Origin of the sequence: Serratia sp. BNK-33-b (assembly GCF_048684565.1) — a bacterium.
Lineage (GTDB): Bacteria > Pseudomonadota > Gammaproteobacteria > Enterobacterales > Enterobacteriaceae > Serratia > Serratia marcescens.
Genome location: NZ_JBLQTZ010000001.1, coordinates 2,360,861 through 2,377,236, shown reverse-complemented (window position 1 = coordinate 2,377,236; position 16,376 = coordinate 2,360,861). Strand labels below are relative to the sequence as shown.

The 16,376-nt window shown below is 60.9% G+C and carries 16 protein-coding genes; 4 read left to right on the top strand and 12 right to left on the bottom strand.

The genetic code is table 11. From position 1 onward, the window contains the following. The first annotated feature begins 119 nt into the window (after window positions 1-119). Window positions 120-1,583: a phospholipase D family protein gene (locus ACMGGK_RS11300; protein WP_420278074.1), complete on the top strand. Its 1,464-nt coding sequence runs from the start codon at window positions 120-122 to the stop codon at window positions 1,581-1,583. Window positions 1,584-1,642: 59 nt separating this feature from the next. Here ACMGGK_RS11300 and ACMGGK_RS11295 read toward each other — a convergent pair whose 3' ends face one another. Next, complete coding sequence (locus ACMGGK_RS11295; protein WP_420276902.1) at window positions 1,643-2,530, bottom strand: SDR family oxidoreductase; 888 nt, start codon at window positions 2,528-2,530, stop codon at window positions 1,643-1,645. Window positions 2,531-2,645: 115 nt separating this feature from the next. Between ACMGGK_RS11295 and ACMGGK_RS11290 the strand changes: the two genes are divergently transcribed. Then, window positions 2,646-3,566 (top strand): LysR family transcriptional regulator, encoded by a 921-nt coding sequence (locus tag ACMGGK_RS11290; protein ID WP_420276901.1) that lies wholly within the window; start codon window positions 2,646-2,648, stop codon window positions 3,564-3,566. Here the strand turns inward: ACMGGK_RS11290 and ACMGGK_RS11285 are convergent. From ACMGGK_RS11285 to ACMGGK_RS11255, 7 genes are all read right to left on the bottom strand, one after another. Beyond that, on the bottom strand, window positions 3,563-4,438 hold the full coding sequence (locus tag ACMGGK_RS11285; protein WP_033648322.1) for an HlyD family secretion protein: 876 nt from the start codon (window positions 4,436-4,438) through the stop codon (window positions 3,563-3,565). The two genes, ACMGGK_RS11290 and ACMGGK_RS11285, sit on opposite strands and share 4 nt — an antisense overlap. Window positions 4,439-4,445: 7 nt before the next feature. Next, window positions 4,446-4,658 carry a DUF1656 domain-containing protein gene (locus tag ACMGGK_RS11280; protein ID WP_033648323.1) on the bottom strand — a complete coding sequence of 71 codons (213 nt, stop codon included), beginning with the start codon at window positions 4,656-4,658 and terminating at the stop codon, window positions 4,446-4,448. Window position 4,659: 1 nt separating this feature from the next. Next, complete coding sequence (locus ACMGGK_RS11275; protein WP_049299227.1) at window positions 4,660-6,597, bottom strand: FUSC family protein; 1,938 nt, start codon at window positions 6,595-6,597, stop codon at window positions 4,660-4,662. Then, window positions 6,594-7,058: a MarR family winged helix-turn-helix transcriptional regulator gene (locus tag ACMGGK_RS11270; protein ID WP_049299229.1), complete on the bottom strand. Its 465-nt coding sequence runs from the start codon at window positions 7,056-7,058 to the stop codon at window positions 6,594-6,596. Before ACMGGK_RS11270 ends, ACMGGK_RS11275 begins: the two co-directional genes overlap by 4 nt. Before the next feature lie 156 nt (window positions 7,059-7,214). Continuing rightward, entirely contained in the window at window positions 7,215-8,075 is an 861-nt protein-coding gene (locus ACMGGK_RS11265; RefSeq protein ID WP_043147473.1) for an oxidoreductase, read from the bottom strand. A 27-nt stretch (window positions 8,076-8,102) separates the two neighbouring features. Beyond that, window positions 8,103-8,969 carry an oxidoreductase gene (locus ACMGGK_RS11260; RefSeq protein WP_038871624.1) on the bottom strand — a complete coding sequence of 289 codons (867 nt, stop codon included), beginning with the start codon at window positions 8,967-8,969 and terminating at the stop codon, window positions 8,103-8,105. Between the two features lie 32 nt (window positions 8,970-9,001). Further along, window positions 9,002-10,024 carry an MBL fold metallo-hydrolase gene (locus ACMGGK_RS11255; RefSeq protein WP_049299232.1) on the bottom strand — a complete coding sequence of 341 codons (1,023 nt, stop codon included), beginning with the start codon at window positions 10,022-10,024 and terminating at the stop codon, window positions 9,002-9,004. Between the two features lie 166 nt (window positions 10,025-10,190). Between ACMGGK_RS11255 and ACMGGK_RS11250 the strand changes: the two genes are divergently transcribed. Continuing rightward, window positions 10,191-11,123 (top strand): AraC family transcriptional regulator, encoded by a 933-nt coding sequence (locus tag ACMGGK_RS11250; protein ID WP_049299233.1) that lies wholly within the window; start codon window positions 10,191-10,193, stop codon window positions 11,121-11,123. 35 nt (window positions 11,124-11,158) lie between these two features. Here the strand turns inward: ACMGGK_RS11250 and ACMGGK_RS11245 are convergent, their stop codons facing one another. The 3 genes from ACMGGK_RS11245 to ACMGGK_RS11235 all read right to left on the bottom strand — a co-directional run bounded on the left by ACMGGK_RS11245 (window position 11,159) and on the right by ACMGGK_RS11235 (window position 14,277). Then, window positions 11,159-12,100: a sugar phosphate isomerase/epimerase family protein gene (locus tag ACMGGK_RS11245; protein ID WP_420276900.1), complete on the bottom strand. Its 942-nt coding sequence runs from the start codon at window positions 12,098-12,100 to the stop codon at window positions 11,159-11,161. A 10-nt stretch (window positions 12,101-12,110) separates the two neighbouring features. Beyond that, complete coding sequence (locus tag ACMGGK_RS11240; protein ID WP_420276899.1) at window positions 12,111-13,286, bottom strand: Gfo/Idh/MocA family protein; 1,176 nt, start codon at window positions 13,284-13,286, stop codon at window positions 12,111-12,113. 67 nt (window positions 13,287-13,353) lie between these two features. Continuing rightward, a complete protein-coding gene (locus ACMGGK_RS11235; protein ID WP_420276898.1) occupies window positions 13,354-14,277 on the bottom strand; it encodes a substrate-binding domain-containing protein in 924 nt (307 codons plus the stop codon). A gap of 317 nt (window positions 14,278-14,594) precedes the next feature. Between ACMGGK_RS11235 and ACMGGK_RS11230 the strand changes: the two genes are divergently transcribed. Further along, the gene (locus ACMGGK_RS11230) at window positions 14,595-15,617 is read left to right on the top strand and encodes a LacI family DNA-binding transcriptional regulator (RefSeq protein WP_420276897.1); all 1,023 of its coding nucleotides are present in this window, start codon (window positions 14,595-14,597) and stop codon (window positions 15,615-15,617) included. 34 nt (window positions 15,618-15,651) lie between these two features. Here the strand turns inward: ACMGGK_RS11230 and ACMGGK_RS11225 are convergent, their stop codons facing one another. Further along, window positions 15,652-16,314: a hypothetical protein gene (locus tag ACMGGK_RS11225; RefSeq protein ID WP_049299242.1), complete on the bottom strand. Its 663-nt coding sequence runs from the start codon at window positions 16,312-16,314 to the stop codon at window positions 15,652-15,654. Between the last annotated feature and the right edge of the window lie 62 nt (window positions 16,315-16,376).

Here is a 16,376-nt window from a genome sequence, read left to right as displayed (position 1 = left end):
CCTAATGACGTATAAAGCAAAGCAGTCAACCTCCGAGGCCGCTTCCCGTGATAAAAATTGTCGTGTATCTGATTCTCGCCGTGACGATCGCCATTATTGCGGCAAGAGTCCTCTTTCGTTTGCCGGATATTTCCCAGCGTCTGCCGCAGGCGGCGTTGCCGGCGGATCCTGCCGCCCAGTTACCGGCGAGGGCCGCCGAACTGATGGCGGCGCATCCAGGCCTGAGCGGCGTGGTGCCGCTGGCCAGCGGGCACGATGCGTTCGCCAGCCGCCTGGCGTTGGCGCGGATGGCGGAAAGGTCGATCGACGCCCAGTACTACATCTGGCATAACGACACCTCCGGGCAGATCCTGCTGAAAACCCTGTATGACGCCGCCCAACGCGGCGTGCGCGTGCGGCTGCTGCTGGACGATAACGGCGTCGCCATGGACGAGACCCTGGCGGCGCTGAACGCCCAGGAAAACGTCGAGATCCGCCTGTTCAACCCATCAACCGTGCGCACGCCGAAGCTGGCCGGCTACGCCTTTGACTTTATGCGCATGAATCGGCGCATGCATAACAAGTCTTACATCGTCGACGGCGCCGTGGCGATCATCGGCGGCCGCAACATTGGCGACGAGTATTTCCAGGTCGGCGACGAAAACTATTTCCTCGATCTCGACGTGCTGAGCGTCGGCAGCGTAGTGGCAGAAACGGCCGAGGTGTTCGATCGCTACTGGAACAGCGCGTCGGTGTTCGGCGTTGAGCAGATTATCCGTGGCAAAGGTAATCTTTCTGCCTTCCTGACGCAGGCCACCGCGACCGAAAGCAGCGAGCGGGCCCGCAAATTGGCGGTGCAGCTGGAAACCAGCGCGGTGCGCTTTCGCGATGGCGCCGTCCAGCCGGAATTCACCCAGGTAGAGCTGGTGGCCGACGATCCGGCGAAAGGGCTGGGCAAGGCGTCGCGCGATCGGTTGATGGTGACGCAGCTCGGCAAGATCATCGGCGGCGTCGGCCGGCAGCTGGATCTGGTTTCCGCCTATTTCGTGCCGGGGCGGGAAGGGGCGAGCTTCTTTGAATCGCTTGCCAAACAGGGGAAGTCCATACGCGTGCTGACCAACGCGATGAACACCACCGACGTGCTGGTGGTGCATGCCGGCTACGCCAAATACCGGCGTGAGCTGCTGCAGGCGGGCGTCGAACTGTTCGAGCTGAAGCTGCGCGCCGGTCAACCGACCGGGCGCAAGGAACTCAAGCCGCTGGGGCTGTCCGGCGCGGCGCTGCACGCGAAAACCTTCGCCATCGATGATAAGCGGGTGTTTATCGGTTCGTTCAATTTCGATCCGCGCTCGGCGCACCTGAACTGCGAAATGGGCTTCTTGATCGACAGCCCGACGCTGGCGGCCGACACCCGCCAACTGTTTGATGGCCCGCTCGAGTACGCCGCCTACCGCCCGGTGCTGACGCCCGAGGGCAAAATGGTGTGGAAAGAAGCCTTCGAAGACGGCCACACCGAGGTGCATCAGCAAGAGCCCGGCGCCGGCTGGGTAAAACGCATTATTCTCACCGTGGCCGGCTGGCTGCCGATCGAGTGGATGCTGTAACGGCGTGGCGGGAGGGAAAAGGAAGGCTCGCCGGTTTTGGCCGGCGAACCTTGCGAGGCTCAGTAGGCCAGCTTGTCACGGTGCTTGCGGATAAACGCCCTTAGCCGCATCGGCTCTCTCCCCGCGATCTGCGGGAAATTATCGAAAACCTCATCGACGCCTGGGATATCGCGAGCCGCTATGCGGCGAAAATTGTCGTAGACGCAGCTCATGTAGGCCATTTCGGCGCCCGTCGCGCGCATCTCATCCAGAAAAACCTGCGGATCTTGCGCTTCATAGCGGAACGGCTGCCCCAGCTCTTCCGTCATCATGGCAGCGATCTCGCAGTAGGATTTAACGTCATAGCCCATGCGGTAGGTTTGGCCGCCGTGCCGCTCGGGGTGCAGCAGCGCCAGCGCCGCCGCCTGCGCTACATCGTCGCCGTCCACCCAGCTGAACGGCGCATCGCCGGTATATTGCCGGATCACGCCGTTTTTCACCGCCGGTACGCCGTCGTAGTTGAGCAGGTTCTGCATAAAGCACTCCGGCCGCAGGTGGGTGAAAGAAAATCCCGACCACTCGATGTAACGCTCGATGAGCTGGTGCCAGGCCCAGTGCGCGACGCTGGTGTCGTCACGGCCGCAGGCGCCGAGGTGCACGACATGCCGTACGCCGGCCTGGCGCGCGCGATCGAGAAACACCTTGCTTTGCCGCAGCATGTCCACCGTGTAGCCAGTGGCCAGAAATACGCGCTCGATGCCGGCCAGCGCCGGTGCCAGAGTCTCTTCCCGATCAAAATCGAGCTGGACGGTGCGGATACCCAGTTTTTCGAAGGGCGCCGCCTTGGCGGGAGAGCGCACGGCGGCAACCGGCTCGATCTCTGCCTGGGATTGTAAAAGACGCAGGGTCGCACCGCCTATCTGGCCGGTGGCGCCGGTGATCAGGATCTGGGGCTTCTTGTTCTTCATAACTTACCTCTTGCGGTTTTTAACGCTGTGAGGGAAAGTCTATAGGAATAAAAATCATGATTTGCGCTATAAATTACCGAGTTGCGGGAACTAAATTCATCAATAAGGCAGGGGAATGTTTTCTTCCGAACGTCTTAAAGGGATCGGTCTGTTTGTTTGCGTGGCCGATATGGGCAGCTTTACGCTGGCGGCGGAACGCCTGAACCTGACCGCTTCTGCCGTCAGCAAAGGGATCGCCCGGCTGGAAAGCCGATTACAGACGAAGCTGTTCCAGCGCACCACGCGGCGGCTGGCGCTGACCGACGCCGGCACCCAATTTTATCGCACCTGTACCGGCGTGTTGGCCGAGCTGGAAGAGGCCGAACTGGCGATGCAGGCGGAAAGCGCCGAGCCGCGCGGCAGGGTGCGCATCGATCTTCCCGCTTCCTTTGGCCGTTTGCATGCGCTGCCGGTGATCTTGCGATGTATTGAGGATCACCCGTTGCTGGTGCCGCATATCACGTTTACGGACCGCTTCGCCGATCCGGTCAGTGAAGGCATCGATATCCTGGTGCGTATCGGCGGTTCGGATGTGTGGCCAAATACGCTGGGGCATCACTACCTTGGTAAGCAGCGGCATATCTTCTGCGCCGCGCCCGGATACCTGAAGCGACAGGGTGAACCCACCACCGCCGCTGAATTGGCGCATCATCACTGCGTGCTGTATCAGGAAAACGAAGGCATGCAGACGCCCTGGCATTTCTCGGGAAGCGGTGCCCAGCCGGTAGAGCGAAGAACGCTGACGCCGCGGGTGGCCATTGGCGATGCGGAGGGGCAACTGACGGCGGTGCTGGCGGGGCACGGCATCGCTCAGTTACCGACCTGGCTGGTCAAACGGCAGCTAGAGGAGGGGGCGTTGGCCGAGGTGTTGCCGCATCTGGCGACCGACGGCCTGCCGATCAACGTGGTCTGGCTGAAAAGCCGCCGGGCTCAGCCGAAAGTCAGCGCCTTGCTTCAGGCGCTGATCGCCGGTTTGACGCCGGAGGGACAGGCTTAATGAGTTTCGCTTAAACTGACCGTCGCCGTGCGGCCGGCGATCAGCTCGACGCCGTGGGGAATGGTGTCGATCGCGATGCGCACCGGGATGCGCTGCGCCAGACGGATCCAGCTGAATGTCGGGTTGACGTTGGCGAGCAGATTGCCGGCGGCGGTGGTGCGCTCGCTGTCGTTGATGCCGGCGGAAAGCCCGTCGACGTGGCCATACAGCGGCTGCCGTTCCCCCATGATGCGGATCACCACCTTGTCACCGTTCTGGATGCGGCCCAGCTTGGTCTCTTCGAAGTATCCGGCGATGTAGAAACTGTTGGAATCCACCAACGCCATGATCGGCTGACCGGCGGTCGCGTAAGCGCCGGGGCGCAGGGAGAAGTTGGTGATCACGCCATCCACCGGCGCATAGAGATCGGCGCGCTGCAGGTTGATGCGCGCCAGCGCCCGATCCGCCAGGGCCTGATCCAGATTGGCCTTTGCCAGCGATTGGGCATCGCGGCGATTGTCGCGTTCCTGCTGTGAAATAGCCGACTGCAGCGCCTGATAGCGCCGGTTTTCGCGCTGGGATGACGCCAACTGGACGTTGGCGCGTTCAACGGCGGCCTCGGCCTGATCCAGCGCATTGCGCAGCCGTACTTTGTCCAGGCTGAGCAGCAGCTGCCCTTTATGCACCACCTGGTTGTCGTGAATGTGCACGGCGTCCACCTTGCCGGAAACATCCGTGGCCAGCGGCACCACGTCGGCGCGGATCTTGCCGTCGCGCGTTTGCGGGGCATAGGTGTAATAGAGATAAAGCTGCCACAGCACGCCTGCCGCGATCAAAACGGCAATCAGGGTCAGCGCGGGGCGCAGCAGAACAAGGGTACGTTCACGAAACATGGGGTCCTCAGGGGGTGGTAAGCCATTTCAGGCCGTGGAAAAACAGCCCGGCCAGAATAAGAAACAGGGCGGTGTCGAACAGCGGGCGCTGCGCGACCCAGCGATAGACGCCCACCGCGCTGAGCGTCCAGGAAAGCGCCATGCGCGAGAAAAACGCGCACACCAGGCACAGCAGCAAGGGCGAGATGAACACGCCGTCAATGTTGATTTCACCGATCATGTCAGGGATTCCAGTGCAAAGCCGTGGGGAAGTGCAGCAGCCGTAGCCGGGTAAGCGGCCGCAGCGCGCGCCGATCGTTCTGCCGCCAGGCCTGTTGCAGACCGACGTCGATCTGGCCCAGCAGCGCGGAGGGGGCCTCAGCGTGCAGAGAAAGTTGGCGGAACGCCGCCGGCAGACCGGCGTTCGGCGAAGCGCCAGGGCTGAGAGCGCCGGCCTGCTGCAGACGAATCAGGTCGATAGCGGTTTTTAAGCGCATCAACAGCTGTGGGCTGCGATCGGCTTGCCCAACGGCGGCCAGGCGGCTACCCAGCGCGGTGATGCGATCCAACGCGCGGGCCTGATAGCGCTGTAAGTCGCGCTCCGTGACGTGGCGATTGAGGCGCAGCATCTCTTGCGCATCCTGCCGCATCAGCCGCGCCACCACCTGATCGGTGCCCCAGCGGCGGAACAGCGCGGCGCACAGGAATGCGAAATAGACGCCGATCAGCGTGCCGGTAGTGCTTTCCAGATACAGCCCCATATTGTTAGGCGCATAGTGCCCCTGAAAGTTGACGTTGCTGAGCGACAGGGCGATCGCCAACGTCGCCAACGGGTTGCTCGCCGCCCACACGCCGAGCGGCAGCAAAAACAGCCCCATCACGATCAGGAAACTGCCGTAATCCCCGGCCAGCGGCAGCAGCACATAGCTGAGCAGGGCGCCGAGGGCCATAGCGATAGCGGCGAAGCGGCCAAAAGTGGCGATGGTGGCGCCGGGATTGTCGCCGGCGCCGAAGAAGGCGATGGCCACGATCCCCATCAGCACCATATTGGCGCCCTGTTCCCAGCCGGTGAAATACCAGAGACCGCACAGCAGGGCGTAGGTCGTCAAAATTCCGGCGAACATGCGCACCGCCATGCCGATATCCGGCGGCGGCGAGAAGACGCGGCTGCGCATCATCTGCGCCTGCAGCGCCGCGGGCAGCGGCTCGCCGTCCAGGAATGCGTTCAACTGCTGTACCTCGGCCCACAGCGTTAACCACTGCTCAACCTGTTCAGCCAGCTCGTCGACGATCAGCGTTTCCCACGGCGACAGCGACGCCGCAGGCGGCAACAAGCTTACCGAGGGCGCAGCGTGCGGTGCGGGTTCAACGGCCTGCCGCCGGACCTCATTCAGCCACGGCTGCAGGCGGGGGCGCAGGCCGACCGGCAGTGCGGCGATGCTGTTGCCGATGGCCGAGAGCAGCGGCACGATTTGCAGTACGCGTTGCTGTATCGAAATCGCCGCCTGACGGGTGGGCTTATCGACCGAACTGTCATAGCCAAGGGTGGTCATCATCTGATTGAACGAGGCGATGTCGCCCAGCAAACGGATACGGTCCGCGTCGGCCTGGGCGTCACTGCCCTTGCCGTCGAGGCTGTCCTCCTGCCAACGCGCCAGGTCAGCCAGCCAGCCTTTCAGCCGCGTGCGCAACACCGGCGCCAGCGACGATGGGAATAGCACGCTGTCTACCAGCGTCACCGCCAAAATACCCAGGCAGATCTCCGTTACCCGCGTGACGACCATAGTGAACATCGTGTCCGGGTGATTGATGTAGGCGATGGCGACCAGCATCATGGTGATGGCGCCCAGCTGGAAAAAGTAAGCGCGTGGCGTGCGATCGAGATAGGAGAGGCCCAGCATCAGTGACGATGACAGCCCAGCGGCGACGATCAACAGCACCGGCGTGTTGCTAAGCCAGGCCGAAAGGCCCAGCGTCAGCACGCCGGCGAACAGCGTGCCGCAAAAACGGTAGGTGGCGCGGGCGCGTACGGCGCCGCTGACCGGATTGCTCAGCACGCAGCAGGTCACCATCGCCCAATAGGGATTTTGCAGGCCGATGCTTTCCGCCAGCGCGAAGGCCAGCATGGCGGAAATAAACAGTTTCGCGGCGTACAGCAGCTGCGGTTTACCGATGTTCATGGCTCATTGCCGGCCTGTTGCAGATAGTGGCCTGCGCGCTCTTCAAACAGGCGCAGAATGCGAGTGGCGGTTTCAATATCTTCCAACGGCACGTCGTGCATCAGCTCGACTCGCAGCTTATCGGCCGCGGTTTCGACCTTTTTGGCCAATTCGGCGCCGGCGGGCAGAATGCGCAGGGTTTTAAACCGACGATCGCCGGCCGACTCCTGCCGCTCGAGGAAGCCTAACGCGGCGGCCTGATCCAACAGACGCACCATCGCACCGGGATTGACGCCGACTTCTTCCGCCAGGTCGCGCTGATTGATGCCCTGCGGATTGCGGTGCACCAGAACCACGACGGTAGCCAACGACATGGAGATGCCGGATTTGGCGATCGCCAGCGTCGCAGCCTGTTTCCACACCCGGCGAACCGGTTGCAGGGCGTTGGTGAGGGCATAGAGGGATTTTTCTTTCGATGACATGGGATACCTCGGCAAACAGTGTATATAGGTTAAATTGCAACAGTTGCTTTGGCAATTAGTTTTGAACGCTCGACTGAGAAACAAAAGGTAAGACATACGTGACGACGTCACATAAAACAAACGGGCTACATAGGTAGCCCGTTTGAAAGGTGGGTATTACAGCGCCTGAACGGGGTTCATCGCAGCGCCGGGGAAGGCCGTATCTTCACCGCGTTCACGCCACGGCGCCAGATCGCGGCTGCGGGAGGCTACCGCGCTGTCCCACAGCTGATACGCGTCCTTACCGAGCATCAAACGCACCGGCGGGGTGGCGCTGGCCACCATATCGACGATCACGCGAGCGCCCTTGACCGGATCGCCCATCTGTTTGCCGTTCTGCGTGCGGTAATACTCCACCATGCCGGCATCCAGTGGCGCATAGGCAGCGATTTCGCGTTCGGCCTTCATGGCGGCGCTGCTGGCGAAACCGGTACGGAAGGCGCCCGGCTCGATCAGCGTGACGTGGATCCCCAGCGGCTTGACCTCGTGGTGCAGCGCTTCGGTAAACCCTTCCAACGCGAACTTGGTGGCGTTGTACAGACCGCTGCCGGGGAAGGCCACCAGGCCGGCGATGCTGGTCAGATTGAGAATATGGCCGGACCGTTGAGCGCGCATCTGCGGCAGCACTTCACGCGACAGCTCGGCGGCCGCGAAGAAGTTCAGCTCCATCTGGGCGCGGATCTGTTCGGAAGTGAACTCTTCCAGCGCCCCGTAAGAACCGGCGCCGGCGATGTTGGCCAGTACGTCGAGGCGGCCGAAGGTTTCGACGGTCTTCTTCAGGGCGGCGGCGCGCGCCGCAGGATCGGTCACGTCCAGCTGCAGAGCCAGCGCGCGTTCGCCGTGGCCGGCGGCGATCGCCTGCAGCGGCGCCAGGCGGCGGGCGGTGAGCACCACGTTGTCGCCCTTGGCCAGCACGGCTTCAGCCAAAGCCTGGCCGAAGCCGGAAGATGCGCCTGTAATAAACCAGGTTTTGTTCATATCGAGATTCCTCGTTATCGTGGAGAGTTACAGTTGAATTTCAGTGAGTTCTGCGCCATCAAAGGCGGTGTCTTCGCCCCGTTCGCGCCAGGCGTTAAGCTCCTGCTGGCGTTTGGCTAGGGTGGTGTCCCACATGGCGTAAGCGTCGCGCCCCAGCATCAGGCGCACCGGCGGGGCCGTGAGAGTGACCAACTCCAGCATGCGCTGCGCCGCTTTGGCGGGATCGCCCATCTGTCGGCCGGCGGACTGCGCCAGGTAGGTTTCAAACGGTGCAATCGACGGGCGGTAGGCCTCGATGCGCTGCGTCGGCCGCATGTTCACGTCGCCGGCGAATTCGGTGCGAAAGGCGCCGGGCTCGACCAGGGTCACGTGGATCCCCAGCGGCCTGGCCTCGATGGCCAGCGACTCCGTCCAGCCTTCGAGGGCAAACTTCGCCGCGCAATAGGGGCCGGCGGCGTTCATCGCCACCAGACCGGCGATGCTGCTTACGGTGATCACGTTGCCGCTGCCCTGGCGCCGCATCTGCGGCAGCACGGCGCGGGTCATCTCCGCCGCCGCAAAGAAATTCAGCTCCATCTGCTCGCGCAGCTGTTCGAGGCTGAACTCTTCGCAGGCGCCGGCTACACCGCGCCCGGCCAGGTTGGCCAGCACGTCGATGCGGCCGAACCGCGCCAGGGTATCGGCGACCGCCTTATCGCGCGCGGCGGCATCCGTGACGTCCACCGCCAAAGGCAGCACGCGATCCTCCTGGCCCTTAGCCAGCGCCTGCAGGCGGTCGAGACGGCGGGCGGTCACCACCACCCGATCGCCGTTGGCGATGGCCGCTTCCGCCAGGGCTTTGCCCAGGCCCGACGAGGCGCCGGTGATCAGCCACACTTTATGGTCATTGTTCATTTCAGGTTTCCTGCGAATAAATAAAACGGCGCTTAGCGCCACCAACGGCTGCCGGGGTGCGGCCGAACGATATCGACACGTTCGCCGATCATCGGCGTCGCGACCTGCACGCTAAAGGGAGCGGCATGGCGCAGTACCTGGTCGAACGGGTCTTGCCAGGCGTGCATCGCCAGATCGAAGGTGCCGTTATGGATCGGCAGCAGCCAGCGGCCGAGCAAATCCCGGTGCGCCTGCACGGTTTGCTGAGGGTGCATATGCACATAGGGCCAGCGTTTGTCGTAGGCGCCGGTTTCCATCAGCGTCAGGTCAAAGGGGCCAAAACGGCGGCCAATCTCGGCAAAACCGGTGAAATAGCCGCTGTCGCCGCTGAAGAACACCCGCAGCTCATCGTCTTCAATCACCCAGGAACACCACAGCGTGCGGTTGCCGTCGGTCAGGCTCCGGCCCGAAAAGTGCTGGGCCGGGGTAGCCGTCAGCCGCAGGCCGTCGATTTCCGTGCCTTGCCACCAGTCGAACTGGCGGATTTTGTCCGGCGCCACGCCCCAGGCCGCCAGGCGATCGCCCACGCCGAGCGGTGCGACGAACTGGCCCACCTTGCCGTCCAGCGCCCGAATGGCGGCCTGGTCCAGATGGTCGTAATGATCGTGTGAGAGGATCACGGCGCGGATCGGTGGCAGCTCCTCGATCGCGATCGGCGGCGCGTGAAAGCGTTTTGGCCCGGCGAACGGCAGCGGCGATGCCCGCTCGGAGAACACCGGATCGGTCAGCCACCATTGGCCGCGCAGCTTGAGCAACACCGTGGAATGCCCCAGACGGTACAGGCTACGATCGGGTGCCGCCTCAAGCTCGGCGCGCGACAGGCGCTGAATCGGCACCGGCGTCGCCGGCACCGTGCCTTTGGGCTTGTTGAAAAATACGTCCCACCACACGCGCAGGGTGGACTCAGGCAGGTCACCCGGCGCCGGCGGCCGCTGATTGTTAAAGCGCCGATCGCGCCATTGTGGCGATGAAGCATAGCCGCCCGCTGTCGGGCGCAATTTGGAACAACGGCTCAAAGTCAGAATTCCTTCAGCACAGCAATGGATGATTCGGGCAGCGGCGCGGTTCAGGTCGCCTTTGCCCGCACGACGCGATAAAACTTGTTGTCAAGAATAAGCCTTGAGAGACGGACGATCCATGCGCTAAAGTACTTGTTTGTTTATCAAGAGTACGGATTTCATCATGGACCCGCTGTCAGACGTGTTGTCGCTGCTGCAACCCCAAAACCAGTTTTACGCCGGTTTCGACGCCGCCGGGGACTGGTCGTTCGAGTTTCCCCCTCATGAAGGCATCAAATTCACGGCGGTGATGCGCGGCGCCTGCTGGGGCATGACCGACGATCTGGCGCAGCCGATCCATTTCCGCGAAGGGGACTGCTTTTTGCTGAACAGTCGGCGGCGCTTCAGGGTCGCGTCCGATCCGGCGTTACCGCCGCAGGGAGGGGAGCAAATCATGGCCGAGGCGACGCGCGACGGCATCGCCGTGCATAACGGCGGTGGCGAGGTCTTTTTGATCAGCGGGCGTTTCGGTTTTTCCGGCCAGCATGCGGCGCTGCTGTTTGATGCGCTGCCGCCGATCATCAACATCCCCAAAGCCTCGAGCCAGGCGGGCGTTTTGCGCTGGACGCTCGAACAGTGGACGAACGAGTTGCGTCACCCGCAGCTCGGCGGTGCGCTGATGTCGACCCACCTGGCGCACTTGATGCTGGTGCAGGTGTTTCGCCAGTTCCTCGAAACGGCCCATGGGCTGCCGAAAGGTTGGTTTCTGGCGCTGACCGACCGCCAGATCAGCCTGGCGATCGCCGCCATGCATGCCGAGCCGGCGCGCAACTGGACGCTGGAAGAGCTGGCCCGCATCGCCGGCATTTCCCGCACCGTATTCGCTCAACGTTTCAAAGGGCTGGTTGGCAGCACCGCCATGGAATACCTCTCGCGTTGGCGTATGCTGCAGGCGGCAGATCGCCTGCGGGCCGGTAAAGAAAACGTCGCGTCGATCGCCTACTCGTTGGGATACGGCTCGGAAAGCGCGTTCAGCACCGCCTTCAAGCGGGTGATGGCGCAGTCGCCGTCGCAGTATCGGCGGCAAACGCCGGCCGGGGCGAGTGAACCGGAGTGAATGGGGCGCAGCGGCCGTGGCCGCCGCGCCTGGCTTTACTGGCTGATGCTCTGCTGCAGCGCCTGAACGGAGGAAACGATGCCGGCATCGACCGACATGGTCAGGTCTTCCATTTCCAGCGACACCCAGTCGTTGTAGCCCATCATGCGCACCACCGAGAAGAACGCCTTCCACCACTGCAGATCCCGGCCGCAGCCGACGGCGACATAGTTCCAGGCCCGGCCGGCCACCTCGTCGATCGGTTTGGTTTCCAGCAGTCCGTTAACTTCGACGACACCGCGCTCCAGGCGCACGTCCTTGCCGTGTACGTGGTGAATCGCGGGGCCAAGGGTGCGGGCCACCGCGATGGGATCCGCGCCCATCCAGATCAAGTGGCTGGGATCGAGGTTCAGGCCCACCATCGGGCCAACGGCTTCGCGCAGCCGGAACAGCGTTTCCGGGTTCCACACCAGCATGGCGCTGAAGTTTTCCAGCGCAAAGCGCTCGACGCCGCACGCTTTGGCTCGGGCGACCAGCGCCTGCCAATAGGGGATCGCCACCTCATTCCATTGATAGTCCAGACAGTTTTTCACCGTAGGCGGCCAGCTGACGGTATAGGTGATCCAGTTGGGGACGGTGTCATGCGGGCTGGCCGGCGGCAGGCCGCTCATCATGACGATTTTCTTCACCCCCAGCAGGCCGGCCAGCTCCAGCGTATTGTCGGTTTGGCGCAGATGGCGCTGCCCCAGCTCACCCGGATCGAGCGGATTGCCGGAGACATTGAGCGCGGCGATCTCCATGCCACGACTGGCCAGCGCTTGCTGCAGCTGCCGGCGTTTGGCGGGGTTGGCCAGCAGTTCCTCGGTATCCAGATGGGGCGCCGGGGACCAACCGCCGGTGGTCATCTCCACGCCGCGCACCCCCAGCTCCAGCAGCCGATCCAGCATCGGCTCGAAGGGTAAATGGCCCAGGCTGTCGGTACAGAACGAAAGTTTCATGGTGCTTTCCTTATTGGTAATTAACCCAGGTGGCGCCGTTGTCGGCGGAACGAACGCAGTTTTCAATCCAGCGCACGCCTTCCAATCCGGCATCGATATCCGGATAGATCAGCGCGGCCAGCGTCTGCCGATCGCCGCGCTGACTGGCGCTGATGGCGATGGCGAACTTGAGGTAAATATTGGCCCAGGATTCGGCTAGCCCTTCGGTATGCAACGCGCCGAGCCGCTCTTCGGCCAGCGCGCTGTCGTCCAGATAGGACATGCCGTGGTGCAGCGTTTGGTTGGGCCGCCCCTGGATCTCATAGCGCAATTCGCCGGGCGTGGAATCGCTCCATTGCAGGCTGGCGCGTGAGCCCACCACGCGAATGCTTTGGCTGTCCATCGCGCCTGCGTTGATGGCGGAGGCCCACATGCGCCCGACGGCGCCGTTTTCGTAGTGCATCAGCACCATGGCATTGTCTTCCAGCGGGGCGCGGGAAGGGATAAAGCTCTGGCGATCGCACAGCAGGGAGGCAATTTTCATGTCGGGCATGACCAGCTGTGAGATGTAGAAGGTGTGGGTGGAAATGTCGCCCAGCACAAAGGAGGGGCCGGCGATTTTCGGATCGACGCGCCACTTTTGCGCCTCGAACGTGTCCGCGCTTTCGTTGGCGTTGAAGCCATGGGTGTACTGCAATTCGACCATGCGTATTTCGCCGATGTCGCCGTTCGCGATCATGGCGCGCATCTGCATCAGCAGCGGATGCCCGGAGAAGCCGTAGGTTACGCCGACGATCAGGCCTTTCTCCGCCGCCAGCGCCTTGATTTCTCTCGCCTCCGCCGTAGTGAAGAACAGCGGTTTTTCGCAGATGACATGCAGGCCGGCATTCAGCGCGGCGCGCGTGATTTCATAGTGGGTGCCGTTAGGGGTGGCGATGGTCACCACCTCAACGCCATCTTCGCGGTTGGCCTCTTGTTTCAGCAACTGCTGATAGTCGTCATAGCAGCGTTCGGCGGGCACGCCGAGATTGACGCCAAACTCACGCCCGCGCGCCGCGTCGATATCAAAAGCGCCGGCAACCAGCCGATAGGCGGTATTGTCGCGCAGTGCGCCGGAACGGTGCTTGTAGCCCACCTGACTGAGGCGGCCGCCGCCGATCATCGCCCAACGCAGCGGGCGAGGGATGCTTCTTTCACCATTTAACATGCTGACTCCTGACACTGTGGTTTTGCACTCGGGTGCAAAGCGGGTTGAAAAAGAGAGTGGCAACGGTTTATTTTTGGTTCATCTGCGCAAATTGCGGGTAGTTTTCTCGCGTCACGGTGGCATAAGGCACCCAGTTGTAAGACTCGGTTTTGGCGTGATCCAACATCGCTCGGGTCACTTGCACCGCGCCGATCGCCTGGGCTTTGGCATCCTGGAAAATAGTCACCGCCAGGTCGCCGTTTTTGATAAATTGCAGGCCGTCGGGCGTGCCGTCGATACCGGCAATCCGTACGCCGTTCTTTTTGGCCTGCTTCAGCGCCATGATCGCGCCGATGGCCATCTCATCGTTGTTGGCGGCGATCGCATCGATCGGTACGCCGTTCAGCAACCAGCCGGAGACCACGTCGACCGCTTCATTGCGTTGCCATTTCGCAGTCTGTTTCTCTACCACTTTCAGCTCTTTGTGTTTGGCGATCACCGCTTCCACCGCGCGGGTGCGCTCGCGGGTTTCTTCGTTGGAGAGGGCGCCCATCAGGATCGCCACGTTGCCGCGGTAATTCATTTTTTTCGCCAGGGCCTCCATCTGCAGGCGGCCGCTGAGCGCCGAATCGGAGCCGACGTAGGCCGTCGCGCCGCTCAGCGGTACTTCGGGTTTGCGGTTGACGAAGATAAGGGGGATAGCGGCGCGTTTGGCGGCCGCTATCATCGGCTGGACGCCTTGCGTATCGACCGGGTTGAGGATAATGGCGTCCACGCCCTGATTAATCAGATCGTCTACCTGCTGCACCTGCAGGGCGACATCGCCTTTGGCATCGACGAACTGGCCTTGCAGCTGCTGCGCAGCCAGTTCACGTGCCATTTGGCTGCGCAGGATGGAGACGAAGTTGAGATCGAAATTGGCCAGCGCCACGCCGACCTGATAGCTCTTGGCCTGAGCGGTCATGACAAACAGCGAGCAGGCTAACATCAACAACAGTCTGGTTTTTTTCATTACGGTATCCTGTTGAGAAGAGAGGTGTTATGTAAAAACAGCGTTTTTGCAACCGGGTGCAAATCAGAAGGAAAAACGGCGATGAGTCTCTGAATGCCACCGTGAATGTCGGCCATGGATAAAATTTGGTCAACAGGGGAAAGGTGAAAACAGCGCGGACGATCACAAACTCTTTACGGTTTGCACCCGATTGCACAGCAAATTGCAATCGGGTGCAAAAACGATACATAATTGCAGCAGATATGCCGAAAGGCGCTTAGGGGATCTGAGCGAGCAGGGTATAGTTTGACTTCACCGAAGCAAGGATCGACGCAACCATGATAAAACACCACAAAGCCACCGCCAGCGACGTCGCCGAAAAGGCCGGCGTCTCTAAATGGACGGTATCGCGCGCCTTTACGCCTGGTGCGTCGATCTCGGACAACGCGCGTGAAAGCGTGTTGGCGGCGGCCGCCGAGCTGGGTTATCGGCCAAACCTGCTGGCGCGCAGCCTGTCGCAAAAACGCACGCAGATCATTGGCGTCGCCATCGACGAGATGAAGAACCCGCATTCGATGATGATGCTCGATATGGTCACCAAACAGCTGCAAACTCGCGGTTATATGGCGCTGCTGCTGAACATCACCGCGGGGGAAAACTACCGGGCGGTGATGGCGATGGCCGATCAGCTGCAGGTCGATGGCATTCTGTTCCTGGCGACGGTGTTAACCAAAGAGTGGGCGGCGATCGCGCAAGATCTGCATCAGATCCCGCTGGTGCAGGTGTGCCGCAATACGGAAAGCGAACACATTGATGTGGTCAATATCGACGGCTACCGCGCCGGCGAAGAGATCGCTGCGCTGCTGATAGAGCAAGGGCATCGGCGCTTTGGTTACATGAAGGGGCCGGACACGCAAAGCAGCCATTTACTGCGCATGGAAGGCTACCGCGACAGGCTGATGGCCGCAGGCTTTCAGTTGAATCGGGTGCTCACCGCCGGCCACTACGATCGCCAACGCGGTTTCCAACTGATGAGCGAATACCTGCAGGCAACGCCGGAAAGCGAGCGGGTTGAGGCGCTGTTCTGCGAGAACGACGTGCTGGCGCTGGGGGCGCTCGAAGCGCTCAGGCAAACGGCGCCGTCGTCCGCGATGGCCGTGGTGGGCTTCGACGATATCGATGAGGCCGGCTCAGCCAACTGGGCGCTGACCAGCTACAGCCAACGCATCGACCGGCTGGTCGAAGAAGCCTTGAATCGCCTGATCGACAATCGCGCCACGGCAGACGGCGCCTGGCGGCACGGGGAATTGCGGGTTCGGCGGTCGCATGTGAAGCAAGAGGGAATTCAGATCGCTGATTGAGTTCATGGCGGATAATATTTCCGCCATGCTAAAATTATGGAGTTTCATCTGGCACAGAGATAAGCCAGGGTGTAGCAGAGCCATTTTTTATGGCCTCAAGATAATTTCCCACCATAATCTGATTTTTTTCAGACATTTCACAAAATATTACCAGTTGGCCGAATAGTTCAGTGTTATCATTGATTTCATCAGGAATTACTTCTGGAACGAATGTAATAGCACGTTTAGACAACGTTCGCACGGTGAATTTTTTGCCAAAATCAGGTTGGCTATCAAACGCATTAACGCCTATTTCAAGTAAATTCAAAGAGGGTGAATAGATGGCATACCATGATTTTTGGTAGCAAAAAATCCCGCTTTTAAATTTTGGCATTGCTTTGAAATTAATTGTGTTTTCCGTTTTTATTCGCTTTATGGCAGTTAATGTATACTTTTTCGTTGAGTACAGATCCTTGAGAAAAATGGCAGCGCATAAAAAAACAAAGCCTGCTGAAAGAAAAGAAAATATGGTAATCAGAATGCCAGTGGCAGAAAGATCTGAATTGAGAAGGAACATTATCGTAATAGCGATAACTAGAAATGAAGCTATATTTATCAACCCATCTTTTTTTGTTATGTCCTTCCTGAATTTCACAATGAAATAAATTACTGCAGCAATGACTAAACCATAAAAAAAGAGTAATGACCGATCGGGCATGATTCCATTCGCCAAAAAATTTATATTGCGTGTAATTTATAGTAATGGTCTAAAATAAGCAA

Bases quoted from the DNA above. Each gene is read 5' to 3' on its own strand.
- ACMGGK_RS11235 (WP_420276898.1), bottom strand. From the start codon at position 14,277: ATGAAAAAAACCAGACTGTTGTTGATGTTAGCCTGCTCGCTGTTTGTC.
- ACMGGK_RS11245 (WP_420276900.1), bottom strand. From the start codon at position 12,100: ATGAAACTTTCGTTCTGTACCGACAGCCTGGGCCATTTACCCTTCGAG.
- ACMGGK_RS11295 (WP_420276902.1), bottom strand. From the start codon at position 2,530: ATGAAGAACAAGAAGCCCCAGATCCTGATCACCGGCGCCACCGGCCAG.
- ACMGGK_RS11240 (WP_420276899.1), bottom strand. From the start codon at position 13,286: ATGTTAAATGGTGAAAGAAGCATCCCTCGCCCGCTGCGTTGGGCGATG.
- ACMGGK_RS11285 (WP_033648322.1), bottom strand. From the start codon at position 4,438: ATGTTTCGTGAACGTACCCTTGTTCTGCTGCGCCCCGCGCTGACCCTG.
- ACMGGK_RS11250 (WP_049299233.1), top strand. From the start codon at position 10,191: ATGGACCCGCTGTCAGACGTGTTGTCGCTGCTGCAACCCCAAAACCAG.
- ACMGGK_RS11280 (WP_033648323.1), bottom strand. From the start codon at position 4,658: ATGATCGGTGAAATCAACATTGACGGCGTGTTCATCTCGCCCTTGCTG.
- ACMGGK_RS11275 (WP_049299227.1), bottom strand. From the start codon at position 6,597: ATGAACATCGGTAAACCGCAGCTGCTGTACGCCGCGAAACTGTTTATT.
- ACMGGK_RS11265 (WP_043147473.1), bottom strand. From the start codon at position 8,075: ATGAACAAAACCTGGTTTATTACAGGCGCATCTTCCGGCTTCGGCCAG.
- ACMGGK_RS11230 (WP_420276897.1), top strand. From the start codon at position 14,595: ATGATAAAACACCACAAAGCCACCGCCAGCGACGTCGCCGAAAAGGCC.
- ACMGGK_RS11290 (WP_420276901.1), top strand. From the start codon at position 2,646: ATGTTTTCTTCCGAACGTCTTAAAGGGATCGGTCTGTTTGTTTGCGTG.
- ACMGGK_RS11270 (WP_049299229.1), bottom strand. From the start codon at position 7,058: ATGTCATCGAAAGAAAAATCCCTCTATGCCCTCACCAACGCCCTGCAA.
- ACMGGK_RS11260 (WP_038871624.1), bottom strand. From the start codon at position 8,969: ATGAACAATGACCATAAAGTGTGGCTGATCACCGGCGCCTCGTCGGGC.
- ACMGGK_RS11225 (WP_049299242.1), bottom strand. From the start codon at position 16,314: ATGCCCGATCGGTCATTACTCTTTTTTTATGGTTTAGTCATTGCTGCA.